General features: G+C 70.8%; 22 protein-coding genes and 1 pseudogene. 15 read left to right on the plus strand and 8 right to left on the minus strand.

Annotation, left to right across the window (positions count from 1 at the left end; genetic code table 11):
• Positions 1-142: 142 nt before the first annotated feature.
• Both ACFRMQ_RS10910 and ACFRMQ_RS10915 read left to right on the plus strand, forming a co-directional pair.
• Positions 143-916 carry an XRE family transcriptional regulator gene (locus tag ACFRMQ_RS10910; RefSeq protein ID WP_380729274.1) on the plus strand — a complete coding sequence of 258 codons (774 nt, stop codon included), beginning with the start codon at positions 143-145 and terminating at the stop codon, positions 914-916.
• On the plus strand, positions 900-1,373 hold the full coding sequence (locus ACFRMQ_RS10915; RefSeq protein ID WP_380729276.1) for an NUDIX hydrolase: 474 nt from the start codon (positions 900-902) through the stop codon (positions 1,371-1,373). The genes ACFRMQ_RS10910 and ACFRMQ_RS10915 overlap by 17 nt, the downstream gene beginning before the upstream one ends.
• Here the strand turns inward: ACFRMQ_RS10915 and ACFRMQ_RS10920 are convergent.
• The 5 genes from ACFRMQ_RS10920 to ACFRMQ_RS10940 all read right to left on the minus strand — a co-directional run bounded on the left by ACFRMQ_RS10920 (position 1,361) and on the right by ACFRMQ_RS10940 (position 7,580).
• Positions 1,361-1,930: an HD domain-containing protein gene (locus ACFRMQ_RS10920; RefSeq protein WP_380729278.1), complete on the minus strand. Its 570-nt coding sequence runs from the start codon at positions 1,928-1,930 to the stop codon at positions 1,361-1,363. The two genes, ACFRMQ_RS10915 and ACFRMQ_RS10920, sit on opposite strands and share 13 nt — an antisense overlap.
• Before the next feature lie 133 nt (positions 1,931-2,063).
• A complete protein-coding gene (gene serS, locus ACFRMQ_RS10925; RefSeq protein ID WP_380729280.1) occupies positions 2,064-3,350 on the minus strand; it encodes a serine--tRNA ligase in 1,287 nt (428 codons plus the stop codon).
• A 495-nt stretch (positions 3,351-3,845) separates the two neighbouring features.
• Positions 3,846-5,558, minus strand: coding sequence for a carbamoyltransferase (locus ACFRMQ_RS10930; RefSeq protein WP_380729282.1), 1,713 nt, complete (start codon positions 5,556-5,558; stop codon positions 3,846-3,848).
• Positions 5,559-5,637: 79 nt separating this feature from the next.
• The gene (locus ACFRMQ_RS10935) at positions 5,638-6,453 is read right to left on the minus strand and encodes a hypothetical protein (RefSeq protein ID WP_380729284.1); all 816 of its coding nucleotides are present in this window, start codon (positions 6,451-6,453) and stop codon (positions 5,638-5,640) included.
• Positions 6,450-7,580: a radical SAM protein gene (locus ACFRMQ_RS10940; RefSeq protein WP_380729286.1), complete on the minus strand. Its 1,131-nt coding sequence runs from the start codon at positions 7,578-7,580 to the stop codon at positions 6,450-6,452. The genes ACFRMQ_RS10935 and ACFRMQ_RS10940 overlap by 4 nt, the downstream gene beginning before the upstream one ends.
• Before the next feature lie 517 nt (positions 7,581-8,097).
• Between ACFRMQ_RS10940 and ACFRMQ_RS10945 the strand changes: the two genes are divergently transcribed.
• The 3 genes and pseudogenes from ACFRMQ_RS10945 (at position 8,098) to ACFRMQ_RS10955 (ending at position 10,320) form a co-directional block, all read left to right on the plus strand.
• A complete protein-coding gene (locus ACFRMQ_RS10945; protein ID WP_380729288.1) occupies positions 8,098-8,250 on the plus strand; it encodes a hypothetical protein in 153 nt (50 codons plus the stop codon).
• Positions 8,251-8,331: 81 nt separating this feature from the next.
• Positions 8,332-9,526, plus strand: a pseudogene (locus tag ACFRMQ_RS10950) (JmjC domain-containing protein).
• 20 nt (positions 9,527-9,546) lie between these two features.
• On the plus strand, positions 9,547-10,320 hold the full coding sequence (locus ACFRMQ_RS10955; protein ID WP_380729290.1) for an aldo/keto reductase: 774 nt from the start codon (positions 9,547-9,549) through the stop codon (positions 10,318-10,320).
• On the opposite strand, the gene ACFRMQ_RS10960 is transcribed toward ACFRMQ_RS10955, so the two are convergent.
• Genes ACFRMQ_RS10960 through ACFRMQ_RS10970 form a run of 3 tightly spaced genes read right to left on the minus strand, consistent with a single transcriptional unit; the run spans position 10,308 to position 13,330 of the window.
• Positions 10,308-11,165: a hypothetical protein gene (locus tag ACFRMQ_RS10960; RefSeq protein ID WP_380729292.1), complete on the minus strand. Its 858-nt coding sequence runs from the start codon at positions 11,163-11,165 to the stop codon at positions 10,308-10,310. The two genes, ACFRMQ_RS10955 and ACFRMQ_RS10960, sit on opposite strands and share 13 nt — an antisense overlap.
• A gap of 57 nt (positions 11,166-11,222) precedes the next feature.
• Complete coding sequence (locus ACFRMQ_RS10965) at positions 11,223-11,945, minus strand: HAD family hydrolase (RefSeq protein WP_380729294.1); 723 nt, start codon at positions 11,943-11,945, stop codon at positions 11,223-11,225.
• Between the two features lie 2 nt (positions 11,946-11,947).
• The gene (locus ACFRMQ_RS10970; RefSeq protein ID WP_380729295.1) at positions 11,948-13,330 is read right to left on the minus strand and encodes a helix-turn-helix domain-containing protein; all 1,383 of its coding nucleotides are present in this window, start codon (positions 13,328-13,330) and stop codon (positions 11,948-11,950) included.
• 684 nt (positions 13,331-14,014) lie between these two features.
• On the opposite strand from ACFRMQ_RS10970, the gene ACFRMQ_RS10975 reads away from it, so the two are divergent.
• The 10 genes from ACFRMQ_RS10975 (at position 14,015) to ACFRMQ_RS11020 (ending at position 25,747) form a co-directional block, all read left to right on the plus strand.
• Complete coding sequence (locus ACFRMQ_RS10975) at positions 14,015-14,821, plus strand: hypothetical protein (RefSeq protein WP_380729297.1); 807 nt, start codon at positions 14,015-14,017, stop codon at positions 14,819-14,821.
• Positions 14,822-14,875: 54 nt separating this feature from the next.
• Positions 14,876-16,375, plus strand: a complete 1,500-nt coding sequence (locus tag ACFRMQ_RS10980) for an amino acid permease (RefSeq protein ID WP_380729299.1) — start codon at positions 14,876-14,878, stop codon at positions 16,373-16,375.
• A complete protein-coding gene (locus ACFRMQ_RS10985; protein ID WP_380729301.1) occupies positions 16,372-17,808 on the plus strand; it encodes a glutamine synthetase family protein in 1,437 nt (478 codons plus the stop codon). The genes ACFRMQ_RS10980 and ACFRMQ_RS10985 overlap by 4 nt, the downstream gene beginning before the upstream one ends.
• An 83-nt stretch (positions 17,809-17,891) precedes the next feature.
• Entirely contained in the window at positions 17,892-19,424 is a 1,533-nt protein-coding gene (locus tag ACFRMQ_RS10990) for a Mur ligase domain-containing protein (protein ID WP_380729303.1), read from the plus strand.
• 29 nt (positions 19,425-19,453) lie between these two features.
• Positions 19,454-19,975 carry a hypothetical protein gene (locus ACFRMQ_RS10995; protein ID WP_380729305.1) on the plus strand — a complete coding sequence of 174 codons (522 nt, stop codon included), beginning with the start codon at positions 19,454-19,456 and terminating at the stop codon, positions 19,973-19,975.
• Positions 19,972-20,223, plus strand: a complete 252-nt coding sequence (locus ACFRMQ_RS11000; protein WP_380729307.1) for a hypothetical protein — start codon at positions 19,972-19,974, stop codon at positions 20,221-20,223. Before ACFRMQ_RS10995 ends, ACFRMQ_RS11000 begins: the two co-directional genes overlap by 4 nt.
• Positions 20,224-20,297: 74 nt before the next feature.
• Positions 20,298-21,242 (plus strand): hypothetical protein, encoded by a 945-nt coding sequence (locus ACFRMQ_RS11005; protein WP_380729309.1) that lies wholly within the window; start codon positions 20,298-20,300, stop codon positions 21,240-21,242.
• On the plus strand, positions 21,239-21,685 hold the full coding sequence (locus ACFRMQ_RS11010; protein WP_380729311.1) for a hypothetical protein: 447 nt from the start codon (positions 21,239-21,241) through the stop codon (positions 21,683-21,685). The genes ACFRMQ_RS11005 and ACFRMQ_RS11010 overlap by 4 nt, the downstream gene beginning before the upstream one ends.
• A gap of 31 nt (positions 21,686-21,716) precedes the next feature.
• Complete coding sequence (locus tag ACFRMQ_RS11015) at positions 21,717-23,654, plus strand: glycoside hydrolase family 15 protein (RefSeq protein ID WP_380729313.1); 1,938 nt, start codon at positions 21,717-21,719, stop codon at positions 23,652-23,654.
• Complete coding sequence (locus ACFRMQ_RS11020; RefSeq protein WP_380729315.1) at positions 23,654-25,747, plus strand: NB-ARC domain-containing protein; 2,094 nt, start codon at positions 23,654-23,656, stop codon at positions 25,745-25,747. The genes ACFRMQ_RS11015 and ACFRMQ_RS11020 overlap by 1 nt, the downstream gene beginning before the upstream one ends.
• Positions 25,748-25,823 lie beyond the last annotated feature (76 nt).

The raw sequence follows: 25,823 nt of genomic DNA on the forward strand, positions 1-25,823 counted from the left end.
CAACGAGACCGCGAAGCCCTACCGCTGGACCTACGAAGGCACCCCGCTCAAGGCAGCCTGATCAACACCCCTCCACGAACTTCTGCAGGGCAGCACTAGGACGTCCTTGCGAGTCCTACCGTCGTCCGGTTGGATATCCGCTGTGAACGAGCGATTGCGCTCCGCACTCGCCCAGTGCGGTGTCTCCCCTGTGGAACTCGCGACGGCCTGCGAGGTGGACCCCAAAACGGTGACCCGCTGGCTAGGCGGTCGCCTGCCGCATGCACGCCACCGGTGGAATGTTGCACGCCACCTGAAGGTGGACGAGGACTTCCTCTGGCCCCAGACCCGGCCCCAGAGCGGACAGGCGTCCGGTCCCGGCACCGGCCTCGTGGCTACGTACCCCGACCGTGCCAGCGTCCCGCGGGAGATGTGGCTCTCTCTCCTGCTGGACGCAGAGCAGGGCATCGACGTGCTGGTGTTCTCGGGGACGTTCTTTGCCCAGTCGAACCCCCGCATCGCCGCCATGCTGGCGCAGCGCGCGGCGGCCGGGGTGAGGGTCCGGTTGTGCTTCGGCGACCCGCAGGGCCGCGCGGTGGCGATCCGCGGACGCGAGGAGGGCATCGGCGACGCGCTCGCGGCGAAGATCGGCGCCTCGCTGACCTACTACCGGCCGCTGCTGGGCACGCCCGGATGCGAGATCCGTCTGCACGACACCACCCTCTACAACTCGTTGTTCCGTTACGACGACGACCTGCTGGTCAACCCGCACGTGTGGGGCCAGCCGGCGTCCGCCAACCCACTGTTGCACCTCCAGAAGGGTGGCGACCTCGGTTGGTTCGGCGGCTACGCTTCGAGCTTCGACGCGGTCTGGGACTCCGCCCGGCCGTGGACCGACGACGCGCAGGGAGATCAGTCTCGTGGCTGGCAGGACTGAGTACTACGGCGATCCGGACGCACCGGCCGCGAACTCGCTGGTGCCCGCGAGCAACCTGCTCGTGCAGAACGAGGCCGGCGAGATCCTGTTGCAGCGCCGGCGCGACACCGGGCAGTGGGCCCTGCCCGGCGGGAAGCAGGACATCGGCGAGTCCGCAGCCGACTGCGCGGTGCGCGAGTGCGAGGAGGAGACCGGGATCAAGGCGGAGATCACCGGACTCCTCGGCGTCTACTCCAACCCGGAGCACATCGTCGTGTACAGCAGCAACGGCGAAGCCCGCCAGCAGTTCGAGGTGGCGTACATCGGCCGCCCGATCGGCGGTATCCCGACGATCAACGATGAGGCCGACGGTGTGCGCTGGGTACGGCCGGGCGACCTGGACGAGTACGACATCCACCCGAGCATGCGCCAGCAGATCGGCCACTACCTCAACGGCCGGTACCCCTACCTCGGTTGAGCCGCGGCAGCGAGCCGGTGTTCGGTGCGGGCCACCGCTGCCTCGATCTCCGGCTGCGCGCGGTGGATGAACCGTCCGACCAGCGTGTCGGCTCCGTAGCGGGTGAGTATCTCCGCGACCCGCTCACTGGCGCTGGTGGGCGTGCCGTCGAGAGTGGTGGTCATGTCGCAGAAGATCAGGGCGTCCACCAGCACCTGGTCGTCGAGCAGCGGGAACTCCCGTTCCAGGGTCTCGCGCAGCCCGCGTTCCTCAGCCTCCAGCAGGGCGAGCGAGTGGTTGGCCACCAGCCGCACGAGCCGCGTGTCCGCGCCCTGCCGGCCCTCCAGGAAGCGTGCGCCGTCCAGGGGGTGGAAGCCGGTCGTGGCAAGCCGAGGTGCGTAGCCGACGTCATGGAGCACGGCGGCGGCTACCAGTAGGCCGCCGTCCGGCCCGGCGACCGGGGCCAGTTGCGCGGCCTGGCGTGCCACCCCCTGGGAGTGCGACCAACGCCTCGGCAGGGTGGCTGCCAGCTCTTCTTCGGCGATCCGCCACGCCCACTGGGGCAAAGTCTCCGTCATGCTGTCGGCCTTCCCGCCCGGCGGGCGCTCCATACGCTGCGTCCAGGAGCTGTCCGGGCCACGGCTGCGGTGGCCCGGACAGGATCCTCTCCGATGTCGCCGAATGTACGTGGCGCGTCGGCGTTCGGTTCGGCTATCCGGCTGTTGCCGGGGCCAAGGACTCGCGGCCGAGCCAGCGCCGCAGCACCTCCGGTACCGTGACGGTGCCGTCCGGCTGCTGGTGCTGTTCCAGCAGCGCCGGCACCAGGCGGCTGGTGGCCAGCCCGGAGCCGTTGAGGGTGTGCACGTAGGCGGCCTTGCCCGCTGCCGGGCGGTAGCGGATGTTGCCGCGCCGGGCCTGGTAGTCCCGGGCGTTCGATACCGAGCTCACCTCGACGTAGCCGTCGATGCTGGGCAGCCAGACCTCGACGTCGAAGGTCTTGGCCATCGAGGCGCTGGTGTCCTCGGCGGCCAGCCGGGTGATTCGGTGGTGAAGGCCGAGCGCCTCGACCAAGTCGGCTGCCTTGGTGAGGAGTTCCTCGTGGGCGGCGTCGGAGTGGTCGGGGTGCGCGAACTGGAACATCTCGACCTTGTTGAACTGGTGGCCACGAAGGGTTCCCCGGTCGGCGGCGCGATAGCTGCCGGCCTCGCGCCGATAGCAGGGCGAGTAGGCGACGTACCTGCGCGGCAGTTCGGCCTCCGCCAGGACCTCGTCGCGGTGCAGATTGACCAGGGCGGTCTCCGAGGTCGGCAGGAGGAACCGCTGCGGCCCGGCCGGACCCTGTTCGAGCGCGAAGACGTCCTCGGCGAACTTGGGGAACTGGCCTGCGGTGTAGCCGGCCTGGTAGGTCAGCAGGTGGGGCGGCAGGATCAGCTCGTAGCCGTCCTGAACGTGGGTCTCGATGAAGAAGTTGAGCAGCGCCCATTCGAGCAGGGCGCCGTTTCCGCGGTAGACCCAGTTGCCGGTCCCACCGAGCTTGACGCCGCGCTCGTAGTCGATCAGGCCGAGTCGGCGAGCCAGGTCGACGTGGTTGTGCGGTTCGAAGTCGAAGGCCGGCCGGGCACCGTGCTCGCGGACGACCTGGTTCTGCTCCTTGCCTCCGGCGGGCACGTCCTCGTCGGGCAGGTTGGGCAGTCGGTCGAGGAAGGCCTGGCGCTCGCCGGCCAAGGCGGCGAGCTGCTCCTCCCAGGCGGCAAGACGGGAACCGAGTTCGGTTGCCTCGGTGCGCTTGGCGACGGCGGCCGGGTCCGCCTGGTCGAGCCGCGCGATCTCGCGGGAGATCTGCTTGCGCTCGGCGCGTAGCGTCTCGACCTCGGTCGTGCCGTGCCGGTACTTCTCGTCCAGGGCGAGGAAGTCGCCGAGGTCGATGTGAACGGCCCGCTTCGCCAGCGCGTGTTCGACGCGCCGGGGGTGCTCACGGATGACGGTGATGTCCAGCATTTCGGGTCCCATCGATCAGTCGGAGTCCGACGTGATCCCTTGGGAGCGTGGGCGAGAAGGGAACTCGCGGTGCCACCACGCCTTCGCCGCCCCAGGGGGACGGCCTCGACAGCTCGATAACGGGAGCGAACCGGCGGGGCATTGGGCCGAAACCGGCCGTTCCTCCCCGCACTCGGGAGGGGATTCGCCACAGGACGCGAGACTGCCTTCCCAGCAGCCGGCAGTTCTCTCGGCTCGCGTGCCCTGCGGCTACTTGTCTCCGTCAGCGCGTTGCCCAGAGGATAGAACGCACGGGCGCCGCGAGCAACGCCGAATCGCTGTCCAGATACGACCGATCACCCCGAGCGGCCGGCAAGGCGATCGGCGCGGGCCATCGCCGCGACGACTCAGCAGCCGCGTCGATGGACCGGGGCGAGGGCGGCGCCGATGCCGGGTGCATGGCCTTCCCTGGCGGGCTCTCGCTTCACCGCTCTGTACAAGGGAGGTCGGAGCGGTTCAACGGGTGCTCTCCTCGATGACGAACGGGCCGATCACGAGTGCGTCCAAGCCGCACCTCAGGAAGGTTGCGACCGCATCGCTCGGGGTGCAGACGATCGGCTCGTCCGCGCCGTTGAACGAGGTGTTCAGCACGACGGGCAGACCCGAGAGCTGGCGATAGGCATCGATGACGTTCCACACCAGAGGGTTCGTGTCACGGTGCACCGTCTGGACGCGGGCGGATCCGTCCACATGGACCACGGCTGGAAGACGATCTCGCTGGTGCTGACGCACCGTGCCGGTCGCCAGCATGTACGGGTAGACGAGTGCACCGGCCGACGGCAGGGCGAAGAAGTCGTCGGCGTGCTCTGCCAGTACGGCTGGTGCGAACGGGCGGAACGCTTCCCGCTGTTTGATCATGGCATTGATCCGGACGGCGGTCGTGGCGTGCTGTGGAGAGGCCAGGATGCTGCGGGCTCCCAGCGCCCGCGGTCCGAACTCCATGCGGCCCTGGAACCAACCGATCACCTTCTCCGCTCTCAGCAGCTGCGCGGCTTCCCGGTGCGGCTCGGCCGTGCGCCGCACCCGGTACCGGTCGACGGGGATACTGCTCAGGGCCGAGCGGATGGTCCCCTCGTCGTAGGACGGGCCGAGGAAGGCATGCCGAAGGGGGAGCCGGACCGGGCTGGCCGCGGTGGCCAGCGCCGCGCCGATGGAGGTGCCGGCGTCGCCTGCGGCGGGCTGGATGAAGATCCGGTCGAACCGGCCCGAGGCGATCACGGTGGCGTTGGCGACACAGTTGAGCGCGACGCCGCCGGCCAGGCAGAGCGATCGTTTCGGTACGAGGTGCTGGGCGAAGGCGAGGTAGGAGCCGACCAACTGCTCCAGGAGGTGTTGGAGGGCGCGGGCGATGTCGCGGTGCCGATCGGTGATCTCGTCCTCGGCGTGCCGGGGCGGGCCGAGGAGTTCGACCAGGGCCGGGCTGAACAGGCTGCGGCGGGTGCTGGGTCGACGGTGGTGGTCGAAGTAGCGCAGGCCCAGGTGCAGTCGGCCGGCACGCGGGTCGAACCGGGCAAGGCGCTGGATCTGGTCGAAGTACCGCGGGCCTCCGTAGGCGGCCAGGCCCATCACCTTGTACTCGTCACTCTGCGGCCGGAAGCCGAGGTACCGGGTCAGGGCGCTGTACAGGTATCCGAACGAGTGCGGGTACAGGATGTGATGGCGCCGTGTCATCCGGCCGTTGCTGCCGTCGTAGATCGCGGCGGTCTCGTACTCGCCGCGGCCGTCGAGGGTGACGACCAGGGCGTCATCGAAGGGCGAGGTCAGGTAGGCGCTGGCGGCGTGCGCACGGTGGTGCGGCACGGGCATGAGCGGCAGACGGTTCGATAACAGGCCGCTGCGGCGAACCGTGTCGTGCAGGCGGCGGCGCGTGCGGTACTTGTCCAGGTCCGACAGCAGCGAACCGATCGACGCCGGTGTGCCGTAGCGCAGGTTCGACGGCGCCAGGAGGAGGTGAAGCTTCGGGTCGACGAACAGTGCTGCCTGGTCAAGGTCCTGGGGGTGGGCGCCGGCCAGGTCCAGACAGGCCCGGATCGCCTGCTCGGGGAACACCTTCGTGTTCTTGATCCGGTTCAGGCGTTCCTCTTCGATGGCGGCGACCACCGTCCCGTCATGAACGATGGCCGCCGCCGCGTCGTGGGTCCCGAAGTTCAGCCCCAGGGTCAGAGTCAACAGCGCACTTCGATCCGCTCACGGCCCCCCGCGCACGGGAGTAGGCTCTCGGGGACCGTTCGTGGCAGGGCCAGGTCGATCACGGCGCGGTCTCCTTGAGCCCGGCGCCGCCGGTGCGGGAACCGGGCAACCTTGATCGCGGCGAGTTCCGGAAGGTGTCGATCACCTCATGGACATGGTCCGGTGAGGACATGGTGATGGCGATGGTCTCCACCCGCGGCTCACGGAGCACCCATGCAAGCGGGCGGAGCCTGCTGCTGGCGCTGCCGGCACGCGGGTCGATCAGAGCCCCGCGGTTGAGAGGCGACATCCCGACGAAGCCGCGGCCGGCCTGCGAGATCTGGGCCAGATGGGAAATCGGCCAGGAGGACGCGAGGTGGTACTGCGCCGAGACAGCCGTGATCGGCTCCTCCCGCAGGGCGGCGCGGACGGAGGTGGGGCCGTGGCAGTAGGCGTAGACCGCGCCGACCCGACCGGAGGCGAACGCCACCTGGGCGCCGTACCGGTAGAACTCCCTCAACGCCCGCTGATCGTTGAGCAGTTCAGTTTGCCCGGTGCGTTTGAGGTCTACCTGGAGCACCACGGCATCGATCCGGCCGATACCCAACTGCCCGGTGGACATCTCGATGGCCGTGTTGACGCGAGCCTCCAGATCACCCCGCAGCGGGCACTCTGCCTTGACCAGGTGACGGAGCCCGACGACCGGGCCGACCTCGTCCAGCACCTCCCGCACCGCCCACTGCGTGCCGAGGTGCGGGTTGGAGTGAATCGTGCGCACCCCGGCGGCCAGCGCGGCACGCAGAGCGTCCAGGCCGGGCCGCGAGTCCTTGCCAGGCTGCAGACGACCAGCGACGAACGTCGAGGTGCCGAAGCACAGGCGTTCCAGGCCCGTCACATCTCACCCCGTGCTTCCAGCGTCTCACGGGTCAAGATGGTGCGGAAGTGCGCGATCGACTTCTCCTCGCCGACAACCTTGTCGAATCGCAGCTCGCCGAGCTGGTCGCGGTAGTGCTTGCGGTTCGGGTTGTCGATGTCGAACTGCTCGCTGTCGCGGTAGCCGGTCAGCCGCTTGAACGTCTCCCGCTTCTCGTCCAGCGACATCCCCCACAGGACCGGAGGGTTCTTCTGACTGATACAGACCGTCGTCATCCCGTTCGGGCTGATCCGCAGCTTCCAGCAGCCGCCGCACGGGTAGTCCCAGGAGAACATCGCGAGCACCGCGACCTTCACCCCGGTCTCACCGATCTCGTAGTAGTTGTAGCTCGGGTTGTCTCCCTCGATCGACTCCCGCCGCACGGGCCGCAGTTCACCCGCCTTCGCGAGCGCGTCGAGGATCGCAGACTCCTCCACGAACTGGTTCTTCCAGAACGCCTCGCCCTCGGCGCCGAGCTGGGCGGGGTTGGAGGGGAAGAACTGGTTCAGCTTGATCGCCAGCTGGCCCGCCCCTCCGCCGCTGTTCAGCTCACGGGCGTAGTCGATGAAGGCGGGCAGCTCGTGAAGGGTGTCGCGCATCGTCACGCACGAGATCTTCGTCAGGGTCGGCAGCAACTCGACCGAGCGCTCGATACTGCGCAGCGTATCGCTGTGAAAGCCCCTCCGGGTGATCAGCAGGTTGCGCTGCTCGTCCAGGGTGTCGATACTGACGATCGCCCGGGTCAGGCCGGCGTCGACCGCCTCCTCGATGAAGTGGTGCAGGCGGTAGCCGTTGGTCGTGACGATCTGCTGCTCGTAGCCGATCGCCTTGCCAGCACGCAGCAGATCCACGAAGTCCCTGCGCACCGTCGGCTCCCCGCCGGTGTAGTGGACCCTCCGGAGGCCGATGTCGTAGCCGGCCTGGAGGACCTCGATCGCCTCCTCCAGCGAAGGCTGGACGATGACCCCTTGCTTCCCCTCCGGCAGGCAGTACTGGCAGCGAATATTGCAGCGGGACGTAATGCCGAACCGGAGGTTCCATTTGCGCATGCCGGGCGAGTACCGGATTCCCATGACCTTCAGGGAGTTCTGCCTGATCTCGTTTTCCACGGGCATCTGCCTTTCAAGAGAAAGTGAAGTCCAGGAGGAGTGCTGCGCAGATTGAAATCAGCTCCAGAAGCTGGCGCCGTATCTCAGGTCTCGATTTCCTCGCGCCGTCAAAACCGAGAATCACCCCGATTCTGGCGGGCCTAATGGGTGCCTTCCAACCACGTTCCGGGACGTTCCAGGGACGTCCCGAGACGTATCCGCTGGGGGCCGCCCCTGGCGTACCCACCTGTCCTATCCTTCGGAGGTGGCAGCGCAGGGCCGGGCCCCACTGCTGCGATCAGCGGGGGGACTGGATCAAGGGTCCTGGCGCGGAGATGTGTGCTGCCCGCCTGACCAGCGGTTTGCGTCAGCAGGGCTCGATGACGCTACGCCTGGAGGTCGAACTTCCGCATTCGCAGGGAAATATGACCCCAGGTAACGACCGCTTGATGATGAGCAACCAGCGCGAGGCCGCCGGTAGGCGGCGCCTTGTACGCCGTCCGCCTCCGCTAGCCCGGGGGCATGAGAGGAGCGAAAAATGGCAGGTCAACCGGATGAGAAACTGTTGCTCGCGGTCGATGAGCTGGGGGCGGTGCACGACCGATACGACAGTCTCCGCTCGGACAACGCCGGCTCCGGCGGCGACGACCCGTGGCCCGGAGGCGACGGAAATCTGCACGACAGCGAGTGAGTGAGCCGGCTGGTGGGCGTACCGGTATCCGCACGCCCGCCAGCCGGTACGGCCTGGTGATTGGGTTCAGGGGAGGTTCGTGTGGAGCACAAGTTGATCAGGGCCGTGGAGTCGGCTCTGGGCGGGACCGGAACGGATCGGTGATCGGTTCGCGAGGGGACACACGGGGGTCGAGGACCTGTCGAGGCGGTTGCTCACCCCGGAACGGCTGCTCGACCTGGTGATGCGGCGCAGTCTCGCCCGCCCGCAGTTCCGGCTGTTCCAGGAAGGTGTGGAGGTCCATCCGGCGGTCTACTTCACGGACAGCGTCAGCCCCCGGGGCCAGAGCATCTCCATGGTCAACATGAACGCCCTGGGGAGGCTGCTCAGCGAGGGCGCGACGCTGATCCTCGACCAGGCGAACGTCTCCGATCCGACGCTGGAGATAGCCTGCCGCGCGCTGCAGTGGTGGAGCCAGGAGCGGGTCCAGGTGAACGTCTACTGGACCACCGGCGAGGCGGAGGGGTTCCCGCTGCACTGGGACGACCACGATGTGATCGTCGTCCAACTGGCGGGCGAGAAGGGCTGGGAGGTCCGTGGTACTTCGCGCACCGCGCCGATGTACCGGGACGCCGACCCGAACTCCACGCCGAGCGAGGAGGTGATCTGGTCGGGATTGCTTCGCGCCGGCGAGGTGATGCACATCCCGCGGGGCCACTGGCACCGGGCCACTCGTGTCGGCCACGGGGACGCCGGTCACTCGCTGCACGTCACCTTCGGCATCACCAAGCGGACCGGGGCCAGTTGGATGGCCTGGCTCGGCGACTGGTGCCGCGAACAGGAGGTCTTCCGGCGCGATCTCGACCGCGCTCCGGGTGCCGACGCCAGCCAGCTGATCGCCGCCGCGCGGGGGCTGGTGGAGTCGCGGCCTCCGGCCGCGTTCCTCAGCGACTACCAGCGGACCGCCGCGCCGGCTCGGCAGGTGCCGCACCTGGACGTACTCGGCCCACTCACGGCGGCGGTCTGCACCACGAACTTCCGCCCGGACATCCGCCCGGGTGACAGCGTGGTGGAGGTGACCGCGGCTGGTCGGCGTCTCAGCTTTGCCGCGAAGGCGGAGCCCGCGCTGCGACTGCTACTCAGCGGACACCCCGTGGTCCTGGCGGAGGCCGAGGCCGCTGTTGGCACCGAGGTACATGCGGCGGCCGGCCTGCTGGCGAAGGAGGGGTTGTGCGCGCCGCTGACCGACGAGTTGTTCTCGGGCTACACCGGTCTCGTCACGAACGCCACCTCCTGACGGCGGCGCTGGATCACGGTGTGACCGCGATCGACACCGCGTTCAACTACCTGGGCTTCACCTCGCACGCCACGCTCGCCGACGTGGGCGGGGACCTGTTGTCCGGCTTCACGGTCTCCACCAAGGTCGGCTACTTCCCGGCCGCCGGCGGCCGGGCGCGTCACAGCCTCGATCCGGTGGAGCTCCGGGCAGCGCTGGAGCAGACGATTCGGGACCTGGGGCGTGCACCGGACGTGGTGTTCCTGCACAACCCGGAAGCCTCGCTCACGGCCGGTGAACGAGGCGAGGAACAGTTGGCCGCCGCCTGCGCTGTCCTGGCTGAAGCGGCGGCGGCCGGGTCTTGTGGGGCGTGGGGGATCGCGACGTGGAATCCGCGCGCCGTCGCCACGCTCGATGCCCCGCTTCCGGTCGCGCCGGACGTCCTGATGGTCCGATCCGGGCTGCTCGTCGGCCACGAGGTCCTGGTCACTGGTGAAGTCCTCGCCCGGGGATGGGGTATTCCGGCCGAACGCCGCTGGGGCATGAGCCCGTTCGGCGGGAACCCTGCCAGCCCGCCCTGGCGTCGGAGCGACCCGCGTCTCTTCCTGGCCGGTGCCGTGGGTGAGTCGACTCCGGTGCGGGCGGCCTTCCGGGTCGCCTTCGAGCTGCCGCTGGTGGGCGCGGTCGCGGTCGGCACTGACAGGCCGGATCATCTGCGCGAGCTGGTCGATGCCGCCGGGCTGGAGGTCAGTGCCGAACTCATCGACGGGTACCGGCGTCTGCTGGCTGAGCGAGCCGCTCGTCAGAGTGGTTGAAGCGCGCGGATCAGCTGCTCGGCCTCCAATCGGGCCGGGGCTACCCGGGGGTCGTCCGGGTGGGCGTGCGGGCCGGCGATCTTTGCCAGCACGAAGAGGCGCATCACCATGCCGTCGCGACTCTCAAGGTCCGCCCGGCGCTCGCGGCGTACGCGGTCCGCGAGCCCCGGGACGGCGAGGGATGCGGCCAGCAGCGACGCGGAGTCCAGGCCGTGCGGCGCCATCCCCCAGTCCTCCCAGTCGAACAGGCAGAACTCGGGACCGGTGACGTTCACCCAGTTCAGGTCGGCGTGCGCCGCGGACCACGAGAGCACCTGGGTGTTCACCGCCAGGGGGAAGGCGGTGCGGATCACCTGATCGACCAGCTGCTGGGTGATCGGCTCGGTGTCCGGCGTCGCCACCCTGGGCGTGGGCTGGGCGGCGAGCGCGTCCAGGGAGGCGTTCAGAGCCTTCCACCAGCCGTCCGGAAGCTCGGGATCGGTGGCCAGGACGGCTGTGCCGACCGGATTGCCCGGAATGCGCGACGTCTCGTCCGCTCGCCAGATCGCCCCGTCACCGGTGTCGCGCCACGCCACTGAACTCACCCAGCGGGGCATCACCACGCCGGTCAGAACGGCAGCGGTTTCGGTGCCGGCCCAGCCCTGCTCTCTGGCCCTCGTCCACGGGCGGCGCTCGATGCGGACCCAGGTGTCCCGGTCGGTTCTCGCTCCGACCGACCGGCGCTTCCTGACGACGCCGGTCCGGTCGAGTGCTGTGCCGAGGCGCTGCTCGACCAGTTCGAGGAGGCAGCCGACCGGTTCCTTCCGGAGGTCCAGCGCGCGGCCACCTGCTACGGAGAGCGTCATGGCGGTGACGGTAGCAGGCCGACGAGGGGCGGCCGTGCGGTTGGCGCCGCTGCCGAACTACAGACGGCGGGCCGTGAGTTCTGCAATGGCGCGGAGGACCGCTTGTGGGTCGCGCAGGCTGTCGAGGACACGGTCCGCCCCGGCGTCGGCGAGCTGGTCGGCCGTGGTTGTGCCGGAGGCGACAGCGATCACGCCTGCTCCGCCTTCCGCTCCGGTCCGCACGTCTTCGAGCGAGTCCCCGATGATGACCGTGTTCGATCGGCCGAAGGTCTTCCCATGGCGGGTGGCGGCTCGGCGCTGGGCGACGCCGACCAAGGCCGGCCGGTGGGAGTCGTCGGAGGCGAAGCCGCCAACGGTGAGGTCGACGTACTGATCGAGGCCGAAGGCGCGGAGTTTGATCTCCGCGTTCTGCTGCAAGTTGCCGGTGACCACGGTGGGCACGAGGTCCGGGTGGGCGTCGACTGCTGCGAGTGCGGCGGTGGCACCGGGCATGAGCTGGCCTCCTGCGCGCAGCTGCTCGGCTTTGGCTGCGAGGAGCTGGGGCAGGAGTTCGACGATCTGTTCCGCGAACAGCTCCAGGTCCCGGTGGTCGACGTCGTTGGCCGTGAGCAGTTCCCGTACCGCCAGCGGCATCGTGCGGCCGGTGCCGCGTTCGGGAAGCTTCACCGCGTCGCGTCCGACGACCTGGCGGAACGCCTCGCGGTAGACGGCGCGGTCGGTCTCGCCGACGTATACCAGGGTGCGGTCGATGTCCCACAGAACGAGCACGGTGCTGGTCACGGTCACGACTCCTTGGCCGCCATCATTTGTCGTGACCGTTCTATCAGCTCGTTCGACCGCGGGCCGGGGATGGCCTGGAGGTGCTCCACGGTCTGCTCCAGGTGCTCGGTCAGCCTGGCCGACCGGACCTTCGACGCGAGGGTGAAAGCGGCATCGGCGGCCATGAAGCCCCCATCCTGGTCGCCGGCGAGAAGGTGCGCGGAAGCGGCCCTCGATGCGAAGAGCGCCCGTGTCCGGAGGTCGGCGGGATTCAGGGTGGAGGCAGCCTGCTCGAAGTGGTCTGCGGCGGTCTTGTGGTCGCCGAGTTGGAGGTGACAGCTCGCGGTCTGGCCGAGGATCTCCCCGCGGTTCATCCAGTAGAGCCAGCCAGGGTCGCTTTCGGCCGGGCCTAGCTGGGCTAGTTCTGCGGCTCGCCCGAGCGCGCGCTGGCATGCCTGGCGTTCCCCGAGCTTGGCGTGCCCGCGCGCCTGACGGGTCAGGAGCATGGCCTCCAGGTGCGAGGCGTCGAGGGTGTGGACCTTTTCCCTGGCGGCCTGCATCGCGGTCACGGCGTCGCGGGGGTCGCCGATCGAGTAGCTCTGGATGGCGAGGTAGGACAGAGCGCCGGCGCCGTATCGGGGGTCGCCGGAGGCATGGGCGGCCCGAAGTGCCGACAGGAGAGCGCGTTGGGCCGGTTTGTGGTGGCCGGCGTCGAAGTGGAACCAGCCGAGCTGGGTTGCGGTGTCGGCGGCGATGCCGGCCAGGCGTCGTCCGATCTCCTCGGTGTAGCTGGCTGACTTCAACGTCTCGTGCAGGACGCTGAGATGGGCACGGGCGAGGCCGGCGACCAGGCCGCTGCCGGAGCTGGCGTCCATGGTGCGCAGGCTGTCGATCGTCCCCTGGAGGCTACCGGCGAGCGCGGGGGTCACCTGAGCGCCGCCGAGTGCGCGTTCGAGGGGCTCGGCGTCGGCGATTCCCCACTGGTGGATGTAGGCGGAAAGGGCGGTTCCGGCCAGGAGCAGGAAGTGGCGGCGATTCGGACGCATGGGCATGGCGGCAGGCTCCCCTCGCATCGCGTCGTGCAGTGCCGCCACCATACGGCGGGCCGTCCACGGCCCGGCGGTGTCGTCATGAGCAGGGAGTGAACTGACGCTCCGTCCTGGGGCAGACGGGTCCGCGGCCGTGCGCAGCGGGAGCCTCACCAGATCGGCCGGGGCGCCAACCGCGTCGAGGAACTCGATGATCCGGTCGATGTGGGTCAACTGCACCCGTCCGGCCTCCAGCCGGGACAGGTAGCCCTGGGTCAGTCCGGTGATCCCGGCCAGGTCGTCCTGGCGAAGCGGGACGATCTTCCGAATGCGCTTGCTCAGCCTGCCGAAGTCCAGTTCGGCAAGGCTGTCGCGCACCAGGGCGTCTCGCCACACCCACGCGGGAACGGGCTCGGACGGTGTCTCGGCGACCGTCCGCACGCACGGGCCGCACGCACTGGCGCTGTCGTTGTACCGGCTGAGCGCGCATCCACAACGCTCGCATCGCCGCACCCCCATACCGCCCCTCCCGTCCGCGGGAGCCTTGGCCTCCCGCAGGCGGCCTCGTGATCATATTTCAGCGCGAATATGACTACGCGAATGGTCGCCGTCGAACACTCTCAGGCACCTTACTGCGGCGAACAGTTGACCATGGCGGAATTCGATCACTCCGCGTCTTAGGACGTCCCGCCCGCGTCCCCCGGTGGGGTCGCGTCGTCCGGTGAACCGCCGCCACCATCTGACGCAAGGGAATCAGAAGACGCAGCTCACCAGCGGGGTTCTACGGCCGAAGCTGGCCGGGCCGGCCGCGCTCTGCCGGCGGTGGGCGCGGCCCGGCGCCGGTGCCCACGGCCACCACGTCCACGCTCACGACATGTCTGGAAGGACGGTCCCATGAACGCCGTGTCGCCCGCTCGGCCGGTGTACCACCCCGCCGGGCTCGATGCCGGGCTTCGGACTGCGGTGGACGATTTGCGGCGCGGCCAGTGGCTGTCAACGCAGCGGCTGCTTGCCGACACCGAGCAGGCGGGTCTTCGGACATCTCGGACGCAGGTCCTGGCGTTGGTCGCAGCCCGGTCGACGGTGCTCGCCGGCTGGGGAGGCGAGGAGCCGGGCGGCCCGGAGCTGGCCATCCTGCGGACTCGGGTCGCGGTCGAGCACTCCCTGACCGCGGCCGAGGCCAGTTCACCCGAGGCCGGGCGCCTGGAGCGGGCAGCGCGCGAGTCATGCTGGGCCGCCGCCGACGCCGTGCCCTCGGACCCTGTGCCGTGGGTGTGCTTGCTCGCTCTGGCCATGCTGGACCGCGCCAGGCATCGGCCCGAGCACCAGCTGCGCTCGTCGGACCCTATGCTTCCGCCCGGCCCGTGGGGGCTGCTCGACGAAGCACGAAGGCGCGATCCGGGCAACCGCGAGGCCCACCACCGCATGCTGCGCTACTGGCACCAGGTCTACCGGCCGGCGGCGGCGGACTTCGTGAACGTCGTCATGCCGAGGGTGTCGGCCGGATCCCCGCTCGCTGCCCTGCCGCTGTACCTGTCGGTCGAGCAGTACCGCAACGAGCCCAGGCGGAACGCGGTGGTGCTCCGGCAGTGGCTACGGGAGCCGCACTTCTCCCGTGCTCTGCGCGCGTACGAGAGCTGGTCCGTGTCAGCTCCCGGGTCGTGGCCTGTTGCCGATCTCAGCTACCTCGCCCACGCGCTGTGGGCGTCGGCCCAGATGGACGCCGCCGCCGAGGTCTTCGCCGCGCTCGGACAGTTCGCTTCCAGGGCCCCGTGGAGCCTGGTCGCCGACTCGCCGGGCAAGGCGGAGGAGTTGCTGCTGACCGCGCGCCAGCAGGCCTTCGCCGGCCGGGCGACCGCCCTGGCCTGAACCGTCCTCTGCCTGCCCACCGCCCACGTTCACTTTGTACGGAGGTCGACCTTGATGTCCCCCACTCACACCGCTCCGCCGTCCGACGAGGAACGGCTGCGCCAGCTCGGCTACGAGCCCAAACTGAGCAGGAGAATGGGCGAGTTCGGCAACTTCGCCAGCGCCTTCTCCGTGATCTCGATTCTCAGCGGCTGCATGACGATGTTCGCGTTCGGTCTGAACACCGGCGGGCCGGCGGTGATGTTCTGGGGCTGGATCATCGTCGGCGGTCTGGTCATGTTCGTCGGCCTGGCCCTGGCCGAGGTGACCTCGGCCTACCCGACCTCCGGCGGCCTGTACTTTATGGCGCACCAGCTCGGCGGGCCGCGGTGGGGCTGGCTGGTCGGCTGGCTCAACCTGCTCGGTCTGATCGGCGGCATCTGCGGCATCGACTACGGCGCCGCCTCCTTCATCGGAGCCTTCCTCAACCTCCAGTTCGGCTACGAGCCCACGCCCGCCGGCCTGTTCGCGATCTTCGCGGCCGTCCTGCTGCTCCACGCGCTGTTAAACGTGCCGAACGTGCGCCGGGTCGCCTTCCTCAACAGCGTCTCGGTGTGGTGGCACATCGGCGGCGTCGTGCTGATCGTCGGCGCGCTCGCGATCGTGCCCAGCCACCATCAGGAGGCCGGCTGGGTCGTCGGGCACTTCGTCAACAACACCGGCTGGAGCAACCCGCTCTACGTCTCCTGCATCGGCCTGCTGCTGGCCCAATACACCTTCTCCGGCTACGACGCGAGTGCGCACATGGCCGAGGAGACCACCAAGGCATCGGTGTCGGCGCCTCGCGGGATCGTCCGCTCGATCTGGGTGAGCTGGATCGCCGGTGCCGTGCTGCTGGCCGGCATGCTGTTCGCGATCCAGGACTACGACGCCGTCCTCAACTCGCCCGCCGGCGTGCCCCCGGCGCAGATCTTCATCGACGCGCTCGGGACGACCGGGGCGAAGACGCTTCTCGTCGTGGTGATCGTGGCGCAGTTGTTCTGCGGGAACGCGGAGACGGCCGCGTCGGCGCGGATGGTCTTCGCCTTCTCCCGGGACGGCGCGCTACCGGCCTCGGCGTTGTGGAGCCGGGTGTCGGAGCGTACCGGGTCGCCAGTGGCCGGGGTGTGGCTGTCGGTGGGGGCGGCCGCGGTGCTGGCACTGCCGTCGCTGTACAGCACGACCGCGTACGGGGCGGTGACCGCCGTCAACGTGGTGGGGATGACGCCGGCGTACGCGGTGCCGATCTACCTGCGGCTTCGCAGGGGCCGGACGTTCCGGCCCGGGCCGTGGAACCTGGGCCGTCGGGGGCCGCTGGTCGGGTGGATCGCGGTGGGCTGGGTGGCGGTGGTGAGCGTGCTGGTGTGCCTGCCGCAGTCCTTCCCGGTGACGGTGGACACGTTCAACTACGCTCCCGTCGCGCTCCTGGCGGTGATGGTGCTGGCGTGGGCGTGGTGGCTCAAGGCGGGGCGCTCGTACGCGCCGCCGGTCCAGCGGTCGGCCGAGCTGGTAAAGCTGACCGAGGAGGTCGTGTGACCAGCCGCCGCTCGGGTCGTCCGAAGGCGGCGATGCGGGCAGCCCGGTACCGCGGGACCGGAAGCTCGCCGGTGGCGGCTTCGCCGGTCGGGCCGTTGCACCGGCTGGTGGCCGACTTCGGGATCGAGACGGTGCTGCTGGCGGCCGTCGATGTGCAGGGCCGTCTCAAGGGCAAGGAGTACGACGCGGCCGCTGCGGTGGAGCAGCTGCGGCCGGGCCGGCTGGCTCCGGAGATGTGCGGGTACGTGATCGGCACCGACCTCGGGATGACCGCCCCGCGCACCGGGGCGTTCTCGTGGGAGTCCGGCTTCGGCGACATCGCTCTGCTGCCCGACACCAAGGGTGCGCGCGTGCTGCCGTGGCTGCCGTCCACGGCGGTGGTGCTCGCCGATCCGGTCAGCAAGGGGTGGCCGCACCCGCTGGCCCCGGGCACCGTGCTGGCCGGGCAGCAGGAGCTCCTGGCCGGTGTCGGCCTGACGGCGATGGTGGGGGTCGAGACGGAGTTCGTGCTCTACGAGGGGACCGCCCGGGACGCGGCGGCAGCCGGCTGGCGCGGGCTTCGCCCCGTCACGTGGGACAACCGCGACTATGCCCTCGACCAGCCTTCGGAGGTGAGGGAGTTCGGGCGCAGGCTCCGGCAGGTCCTGGCCGCCGCCGCTCTGCCGGTGGAGGCGGTCAAGGGCGAGGGCGCGTCTGGCCAGATCGAGGTGACCTTCCCGTACGGCCCGGTCCGTGAGGTGTGCGAGCGGCACGTGCTGTTCAAGCACGCCGCGAAGACGGTCGCGGACGAGCTGGGCATGGTGGCGTCGTTCATGGCGGCTCCGGCCACCGGGGTCGGCAGTGGCCTGCACTTGCACGTCTCGCTGCACGATGTCGACGGTCGGCCGGTCCTGGCCGCCGACCCGCAGGACGGGACCGAACTGTCGGAGCTGGGCGAGCAGGCGGTGGCCGGGCTGCTTGCGGTGCTGCCGCAGACCGGCCCGCTGTGGGCGCCGTACGTGAACAGCTACAAGCGCCTCGACGACCACTCCTTCGCGCCGGCCCGCTTCGCCTGGGGCCGGGACAACCGCTCGTGCGCGGTGAGGGTGGTCGGGCACGGCCCCAGTCTGCGGCTGGAGGTGCGGCTGCCCGGTGCGGACGCCAACCCGATGCTCGCGCTGGCGGCCGTCCTGGCCGGCGTCCGGCACGGCGTCGAGGCCGGCCTCAAACCCCCGCCCGCCACCCGCGGCGACGCCTACCTGAACCGTGACACGCCGCCCGTGCCGCAGTCCCTGGCCGAGGCGCTTGATGGCTTCGAGGCCAGCGAGCCGGCCGGTGAGCTGCTCGGCGAGCCGGTGGTCGCGCACCTGGCCCGCGTCGCCCACCTGGACCTGGAGTACCACGCCGTCCGCGTCACCGACGCGGAGCTGGAGCGCGGTCTCACCCAGGCATGAGCCCCGGGCCGGTCGCGGCGCCACACGCCCGGACCCGCGACCGGCCCGGTCCAACCCGACCCCTCACCCTGCTGGAGGACTCCATGGAAAGCATGGACGCCGTTTCCGTCCGACCCCGCGCGAAGGGTAGGACGAAGCCCACCCCCGACCTGCTGGCCAAGGCGCACCTGGTCGACGTCACCGCGCCCGGCATGGAGGGTCTGGCGTTGTGGCTGGTCTCCCGCGGCCTGGACGTCACCGGCAGCATCGGCGCCGCCGATCAGGACAGCGTCACTGCCGCCCGGCTGCGCGAGGCCGGGGTCAATGTCGCGGTCGGCTTCGACACCCGCAACGTCCAGGAAGACCGGACCTGTGTGGTGTGGTCGGGTGTGGTGGCCGCTGCGCACCCCGAACTCGACCACGCCCAGGAGCTGAAGGTACCGGTGCTCGCCCGCGCGCACGCGCTCGCGGTGCTGACCGCCGAACCCGGCCGTCAGCTGGTGGCCGTCAGCGGCAGCCATGACACCGCGACGGCGGCGGCGGTGCTCGCCGCCGCGCTGGACGACGGACGCACCGGCTGGATCCTCAATGCCCCCGCCCAAGGCGGCCCGCCGGGGCACGGCGGCGACCGGCGGCTGGTGGTGGACCTGTGCCCGGACACCACTACTCACGAGGCCGCTCCCCTCGGGCCCTGGAGCTACCGCTCTGGCACCGCGCACCAGTACCGGCGGCCGCGACCCGCGGTCACGCTGATCACCAGTGCCACCCGGAACGCGCCGCACTTCGAGGACACCATCGAGGCGCTGAACGACGCCACCTACCTCGCCCGGTCGTCGGGCACGGTGGTGCTGCCACTGTGGGACAAGGGCGCCAAGATCGTGCACGAGAGACTCACGGACCGGCCCGAGCCCAACGTGGCGATGGTGACCGTCGGCCTAGCCGAGGACTGCGACGTGTGGGTCCTCACGCCCCAGTGGCTCGGCGGTGAACACCTCCTCACCCTCCACTACCAGGGCACGAGGCACCAGTTCGTCGTGCCGGTCGTCGGCCGCCACCACGCCCTGGCGGCCTGCGCCGCCATCGCCACCGCCCTCGTCGCCGGCGAGGACCCGCAGGCCGTGGCGGACCGCCTCGCCACCTTCCGCGGCGTCGAGCGCTCGCTCGCCGTGCTCGGCACGCTGGACGGGATCACCGTCAGGAACTCCCGCGCACGGCACCCGCGCGAGATCTCCCAGGACGTCACGGCCGCCCGGATGCTCACCGAGAGGGACGTGCTCGTCGTCCTGGAGCCGGACGGCATCGCCCGCACCAGCGCGCACGCCGACGAACTCGGCGCCGCCCTCGCAGATGCCGACTATGTCCTGCTCCTGCCGGTCAGCACCCCGCTGGCCGGACACGACGGGCCCGACCCGCTGGACGCCGTCGAGCGGGCCGCTGTCCGGGCCCTCGGCCCGGGTGCGGTCCACCGCGTCCGATCCGGCCCCTGCGAACCAGGCCCCGAGCAGCGGGTCTTCGAGATGGCCGCGAAGGACGACCTCGTCCTGGTCGTCGGAACCGGCCCCCACACCGAGCGGCTCGGCCCCCGCCTGCTGGAGCGCCTCGCCCCGGCCGATGCCCTGGGCGTCGGCCGCCCGTGAACCCGCCGCCGACCACCGGAGACACCACCATGACCACCACCGCTCGTCCCGCCCACACCTTGACCGGGCAGCAGGTCCGCCTGCTCGGGCAGATCGCTGCCGAGTCCACCATCCGCACGATCGCTGCCGACCCCGAACTCCCGTGGGGGCCCAGCGCGGTCGATGCCGCCGTCAAGGAGCTGCTGACGGCCACCGGCACCCGCACCGCGCCACAGCTCGTCGCCTGGGGCGCCGCGTACCGCCTGATCACCGACACCGCGCAACCCTGCGCCGCCCTCTGCGCCGGCATCCGCCTGCCCCGGCGCCTCGACCGTGTCCTGGTGGGCTGGGTCGGCAGGCGCACCGCCCCGGAGATCTCGGCCGACTTCGACGTCACCGCCGCTACCGTGTGCGGCTACGGCAGGGGCCTGCGTGCCTGGCTGGGCGTGCGTACCCAGATCCAGGCGAGCATCGCCGCTGTCCTGGCCAGCCTGGTCCGCCTCAGCGACATCGACCCCGCGTGGCCCGCCGAGCCGCTGCACCACGCCGAGCCCCGCGGACAGGCCGCGTGAACTCCCGTCCCACCGGCGGCCGGGCCGCGGTCGGAGCCGTCTGCTTCCTCCTCAGCCTCCAGGTCGGCGCCGCCGTCCTCTACCTCGTCCAGCACCGGGCCGACATTTCCCAGCCGCTCCACCTGGCGGTCTTCGCCCTCGTCGCCTTCGGCACTCTGGCCGTCACCGACCGTCTGATCGCCGGTCGTTCCACTCCGAAGCACCAAACCGGTTCCTCCCAGCAGGACCCGCCTCGGCCAACCGGCTGAGCACCCGCTCCACCGCACCACCCCATGGCGGCCGTTTCGGGCCAGGGCCGCGCCCCGACAACCCCAGACAGAAGATGATCACCTTACGACCTGCCGACGGACTGGCGGCACGCGATCTGGACCGCCACCTGATCAACCGCGCGGGCGTCCTCGTCGACGCCAACGCCCTCGTCCAGCTGCCCGCCAGCCGCTTGTCCGGCGCCAACCCGTTCCTCCTGGCCACAGGCGCCCCTGTGTCGGCCACCACTCCCGCTCCGCTGCTGCGGCTGCTGATGCGCGCCGGCTCCATGGCCATCCCCTGCGCCCTGGTCACCGAGCGGCTCGGCCGCCACGTGAGCACCATGCTCGCCGCCCAGCGCGTCACCAACGTGTGGTCCGCCTCCGTGTCCGCGGCGGAACACCGCGATCAGGGCACCAACCCCTACCGGGCGGCGGCCGGCGCCCTCGGGCTCCCGGTCGAGACCTGCCTGGTCATCGCCACCGATCCGACGCTGTACGAAGCCCAGGTCAGCAGCGCACGCCGCGTCCTCACCAGCGTCTCCGGAACCCTCCGCTTGACCGCCAAGAGCACCGACAAGCTCAGCAAGTTCGGGCGCGACGTCGCCGTGCAGCTCGCCCTCGGGCACACCTACGACAGTGCAGCCGAGCAGCTCGGCTGCTCCTCCACTGGCGCTGCCAACGTCATGTCGCGGATGATGCGCCGCCGCGGCTTCACTGACCGCACCCGCACCATCGTCGACCTCATCAACTCCGGCCTCCTCGACACCGCCGAACTGCGCGCGGCACTGCCCGACACGCTCCCGAGCATTCCTCCGCGGGAGCACGAGATACTCACCCTCCTCGCTACCCACGAGGTTCGCGCCGTCGCGAGGATGACCAGCATCAACCCGGACGCCATCGGCGGCATCATCACCCGGGCCACCATCGCCATCAAGGCAAAGACCCGCACCCAGGCCGTCATCATGGTCCTCCTGCTCGACAGCCCCAGCCCGGCCGCCGCCTCCGGCGGTGCCCGGTGAGGCTGATCGAGTACCCGCAGCACTACGCCCTCGACGGCAGCCCGACGCTGTACCTGGACTGTTCGGGCGCCGGCCGTCCGGGCTGGCAGAGCGAGGCCATCGCCCTGCTGGAGGCGGCCGGTTTCACCGGCACCGTCCTCAACCCCCACCCCCCTTCCCACACGGAAGCGCCGTCTGGCTGGCAGGAGCACAACCTGCGGCGCTTCTGCGCCGTCCTCCTGTGGTGCCCCACCGGCGTGCAGCAGGTACTCGACGTCCGGCAGCGGTTCCTCCGTCTCTCGCGCACCGCGCTGGTCGTCGGCTGCGACCACACGGAACGCGAGCAGCGGTTCGTCCACGCCGAACTCCAGACGACGATGCCGCGGTTGGCCGTCACCGCCGACCTCGCCGCCGTACGGACGGCTCTCGACCACCTCAGTGCCCCGGCCACGCCCCAGACCTGAACCCCCTTCGACCCACCCCGTCAGGAACACCATGCCCACCGCCGCCCTGCCCCGCCGCCGGTTCCTCATCGAGGACGACGGCCTGATCGGCAGCACCGCCACCGGCGCCCTCGTCCACAACGACGGCACCATCACCTGGGCATGCATGCCCAGGTTCGACTCCCCGGCCGTCTTCGCCTCCCTGCTCGGCACCAAGGAGCACGGCTTCTGGCGCCTCGGCCCCGCCACCGACGGCGAGCCCGCGGCGGCCGACCGGCGCCGCTACCGCGACGACACCATGTCGCTGGACCACGAATGGGACACCCCCACCGGCAGTGTGAGGGTCACCGACTTCATGCCGCTGGGCGCCAGGACGCCCCGGATCATCCGCAGCGTCGAGGGCCTGAGCGGCACCGTGACGATGACGTGGAAGTGCCGGGCCCGCCCCGGCTACGGCGCCCACGCCCCCCTCTACACCCGCACTTCACGAGGCGCCACCGCACGGCTGTGCGCCACCGTCCACCCCGACTCCTACTGGCTCGACGGCCCCCACCACGCCATCACCAATGCCGGTGCACGCTGCGACTTCACCATCACCGCCGGCGAACGCATCGTCTTCACCCTCACCTGGTCCCCCTCCTCCCACCCGGCACCCGACCTGCGCAGCCCCCGCTCGGCGCGCACCCGCACCGAGGCGGCCTTGCGTGACTGGACCTCCCGCTGCCTCTACCAGGGCCCCTACCGGGAAGCGGTCGTACGCTCGGCCCTCGTCCTCAAGTCCCTGTGCCACCCGGGCGGCGGAATCGTCGCCGCCCCCACCACCTCCCTGCCCGAGGACATCGGCGGCGAACGCAACTGGGACTACCGACACGTATGGCTGCGGGACTCCGCCCTGACCGTCACCACCCTCGCCCGCCTCGGCCACACCGAGGAAGCCGAAGCCTGGCGCGACTGGCTCCTCGGCGTCCTAGGCCGCGCCGCCGGCCGATTGCAGATCATGTACGGCCTCGGCGGCGAACGGGACCTGAACGAGCGCGAGTTGGACCACCTGCCCAGCTACGAGGACTCCCAGCCCGTGCGCGTCGGCAACGGCGCCGCCGGACAGCTCCAGCTCGACGTCCCCGGCGAGGTCGCCGACGCCCTGCTCGCCGCCGAGGACGCCGGGCTGCCTGCCTCGCGCGACGCCGACGCGATGCTGCGCGCGCTCGCCCGCTGGACCGAAGACCGATGGGCCGAAGACCGATGGGCCGAGCGGGACGAGGGTATCTGGGAGGTCCGCGGCCCGCGCCAGCACTTCGTTCACTCCAAGGTGATGGCCTGGTCAGCGATCGACCGCACCATCGCCCTCCTGCGCCGCCGCGCTTCCACCACCGCCGACGAACTCGCCCACTGGCAGCAGCTGCGCGACGCCATCCACCGGGACGTCTGCGAAAAGGGCTACGACCCGGAGCGCAACACCTTCACCCAGTACTACGGCGGCCGGGAGCTAGACGCCTCGCTGCTGCTGATCCCCCAGGTCGGCTTCCTCCCGCCGGACGACAAGCGGGTGATCGGCACCATCGAGGCGATCCAGCGCGAACTGTCCACCGAGGACGGCTTCGTGCTGCGCTACCCGACCCACGACGAGAGCGGCAACAACGTCGACGGCCTCTCCGGCCACGAGGGCGCCTTCCTCGCCTGCTCCTTCTGGCTCGTCAACGGCCTCGCCATGATCGGCCGCGTCCAGGAGGCCCGCGAGCTGTTCGACCGGCTGCTGGCACTGCGCAACGACCTCGGCCTACTCGCCGAGGAATGGGATCCCCGCCTGGGGCGCCAGGTCGGCAACTACCCGCAAGGCTTCAGCCACCTCGCCCTGGTCAGTGCGGCCCTGCGGCTGACCGCCTGCGGCGCCGCGTACCTGCCGGCGCAGCGTGCCCAGCCCGCCGGGGCGCTGCCCGAACGGGAGCAGGGCACGCTCACGGTCGCGGGCGTGCGGCAGGGGTGCGGCTGATGACCGTCCCCGTGCCGTCCGTGTCCAACCGCATCACCGACGCCCGGAGCGGCCCTGTCGTCCAGGCCGGACAGGTCCGCGACGTCCACGTCCATCCCGCCACGCCGCCGCGACCGGCTCCCCGGCAACTCACCGCGGTCACCCGGGTGTTCACCGACCGCGAGCACGACGTGGCCGCCCTGGACGGGCTGCTCACCGGCCTGCCGGAGGGCACCGCCCCGGTGATCGTGATCACCGGGGCCTGCGGGGTCGGCAAGCGCGCCCTCGCCACCCGCTGGAGCCACCGGCACGCCGAGCGGTATCCGGACGGCCAGCTCCTGGTCCGGCTGCGCGCCAGCAGCGTCGGCGGCCCGGCCCCGGCCGCCGAGGTCGCCCGGTCCCTGCTGCTCGGCCTCGGCAAAGGCCAAGGAGGGCATCTTCCCTGGCAGGAAGCCGACTTGCAGGCGTTGTGGCGTTCCATCGCAGCGACCCGGCGGCTGCTCGTGATGCTGGAGGACGCCGCCGGCGCCGACCAGGTCCTGCCGCTGGTCCCCGCCAACGCCGACTGCCTGGTCGTCGTGACCAGCCGCTCGCCGATGCCCGCGCTCGCAGCCCACGGCGCGCACCACCACCATCTGGCCCCGCTCACGCCGGCCCACGCCGTCCGGCTGCTCGCTCGGATCCTCGGTGAGGACCGGGTGCGCGCGGAGCCCGCCGCCACCGAAGCCCTCGCCCGCGCCTGCGACGGCAACCCGTTGGCCCTGAGTCTGGCCGCCGGCGAGGCCGTCCTCGCCCCCGCCCGCCTGCTCGTCCACCACCCTGCCCTCGCCGCAACCGACTTGGAGAGCATCCCGATGACCACCGCCCTCGCCCTCACCTCACTGCCCGAGCCCGAGGCACGCCTGCTGCGACTCGCCACCCTGATCCCCGCGCCCGACCTCGACCACTTCGCCGTGGCCGCGGCCACCGCCACCCCCACCGCCCAGAGCCTGAACCTGCTGCAGGAACTCGCGGCTCGCCACCTGCTGGAGCACACCGGCCGGCAGAGCGCGCGCGGCGACGTCTTCCGCATCCGCCCCGAGGTCCGGGACCTGATCCGCAACCCGGCCGACGCCCGCCGGCGCGTCGTGCAGTGCTACCTCGACCACCTGATCGCCACCGCCCAGGACACCGTCCAGCGCCTCACCCCGCACCATCGTGTCCTGCCACGCCAGCACCGCCACCACCCCGCCGAGCCGGTCCCCATCACCGACAACCGCGCCGCGCAGGACTGGCTGGAGGCCATCGCCCCCGCGGTCATGCCCGCCCTCCAAGCCGCCCGCGAACTCGACGAACACCAGGCTGCCGTGGTCCTGGTCCACGACCTGTGGCCGCTCTTCCACCGCTTGCGGCGCACCGACCTGAGCGTCCCCTGCCACAAGCTCGGGCTGGGCTTCGCCCGGCTCTGGGGCCACCGCCTGGCCATCTACGAGATGACCACCACCCTGGCCATCTCGCACAAGCGCACCGGAGCCCACGAGGAAGCGCTGCGGCTCTACGAGGAGGGCCGCACCCTCGCCACCGAGGACCAGGACACCAGCCGCATCGCCCAGTGCACGGCCGGCATCGGCGCCGCCCTCTACGAGGCCGAGCAGTACGCCGCCGCCGAACCCGAACTCACCCGCGCGATCACGCTCTACGCCGACCTCGGCGACCGGCGCGGTACCGGCCTCGCCGAGATCCTCCTCGGCTCCGCCGCCGCCCGTCAGGGCAACGCGGACCTCGCCCTGCCGCTGCTCCAGCAGGCCCTCGCCGACCTCGAATCGCTCACCCTGCCCGACCCGCTGAACGTGGCCAGGGCGAGGGTGTTCCTGGGAGAAGCCCAGTCCCTCGCCGGCCGGCACGACCTCGCGAACTGGACCATCAGCGTCGCCGTGCAGGAGTTCGCGCACCTCGGCCACCGCCACTGGTCGGCCCACGCCATCGAGTACCTCGGACAGGCCGCCGAACGCGCCGGACAGACCGAAGCCGCCGCCAACTGGTATGCCGCCAGCCAGGACCAGTACCGGAACCTGGGCGCCACCCGCGACGTGGAACGCCTGAACCACCGGCTTCTCGCGCTGCTGAACCGGTGATCCGTGACGGCTGGCCGCGCGGACCGCCGCCGTAAATAGCCTCCGTAGCCCACCGCGCCGGGCACAGCACCGGCCT

This window comes from Kitasatospora sp. NPDC056783 (assembly GCF_042789895.1).
Classification (GTDB): Bacteria; Actinomycetota; Actinomycetes; order Streptomycetales; family Streptomycetaceae; genus Kitasatospora.

What these genes read in the sequence shown, in the direction of transcription:
- ACFRMQ_RS11015 (WP_380729313.1), top strand. Translation starts at nt 21,717, where the DNA reads ATGCCCACCGCCGCCCTGCCCCGCCGCCGGTTCCTCATCGAGGACGAC.
- ACFRMQ_RS10960 (WP_380729292.1), bottom strand. Translation starts at nt 11,165, where the DNA reads ATGACGCTCTCCGTAGCAGGTGGCCGCGCGCTGGACCTCCGGAAGGAA.
- ACFRMQ_RS10920 (WP_380729278.1), bottom strand. Translation starts at nt 1,930, where the DNA reads ATGACGGAGACTTTGCCCCAGTGGGCGTGGCGGATCGCCGAAGAAGAG.
- serS (WP_380729280.1), bottom strand. Translation starts at nt 3,350, where the DNA reads ATGCTGGACATCACCGTCATCCGTGAGCACCCCCGGCGCGTCGAACAC.
- ACFRMQ_RS11005 (WP_380729309.1), top strand. Translation starts at nt 20,298, where the DNA reads ATGATCACCTTACGACCTGCCGACGGACTGGCGGCACGCGATCTGGAC.
- ACFRMQ_RS11020 (WP_380729315.1), top strand. Translation starts at nt 23,654, where the DNA reads ATGACCGTCCCCGTGCCGTCCGTGTCCAACCGCATCACCGACGCCCGG.
- ACFRMQ_RS10945 (WP_380729288.1), top strand. Translation starts at nt 8,098, where the DNA reads ATGGCAGGTCAACCGGATGAGAAACTGTTGCTCGCGGTCGATGAGCTG.
- ACFRMQ_RS10995 (WP_380729305.1), top strand. Translation starts at nt 19,454, where the DNA reads ATGACCACCACCGCTCGTCCCGCCCACACCTTGACCGGGCAGCAGGTC.
- ACFRMQ_RS10980 (WP_380729299.1), top strand. Translation starts at nt 14,876, where the DNA reads ATGTCCCCCACTCACACCGCTCCGCCGTCCGACGAGGAACGGCTGCGC.
- ACFRMQ_RS10990 (WP_380729303.1), top strand. Translation starts at nt 17,892, where the DNA reads ATGGAAAGCATGGACGCCGTTTCCGTCCGACCCCGCGCGAAGGGTAGG.